The organism is Mycobacterium sp. P2_H7 (assembly GCF_056403275.1).
On the sequence record NZ_JBFUFU010000089.1, the window covers coordinates 1 to 355 of the forward strand.

At 68.2% G+C, this 355-nt stretch carries 1 protein-coding gene; it reads right to left on the reverse strand.

The window, feature by feature from the left end; genetic code table 11:
* Positions 1 to 355, reverse strand: a 355-nt coding sequence (locus tag AC1DY7_RS31490; protein ID WP_477497678.1) for a substrate-binding domain-containing protein, incomplete at both ends; no start/stop codon positions are given.

Consider the following 355-nt stretch of genomic DNA (forward strand, 5'->3'; position numbering starts at 1 on the left):
ACGTTGTCGGCATCGAGATCATGACCGACGAAAGCGCGGCAGGCGCGGCCAAGTGAAGCGAAAGCCTCGATGACAGCCAGGTTGCCGCCGCCGATCGAATAGACGCCGGCAATGTCGGAATGCTGGCGCAAAGCATCGCGCGCGAGCCGGCCGGTGTCGCGGTCGAGGCCATGGCCTTCGCTGACCTCGACGACGCCAAGCCCGGGGTAGCGCTCGCGAAGCGCCTGCCTGAAGCCGATCTCGCGCTCTTCCTCGCCGCGGAAACGGTTGCTTGAAATGGTCACCAGGATGCGCGCCGGGCCGCCGCCGAGCCATTCGCCCAGGAGGTAGGCCGCTGTCTCGCCCGCCGCGCGGT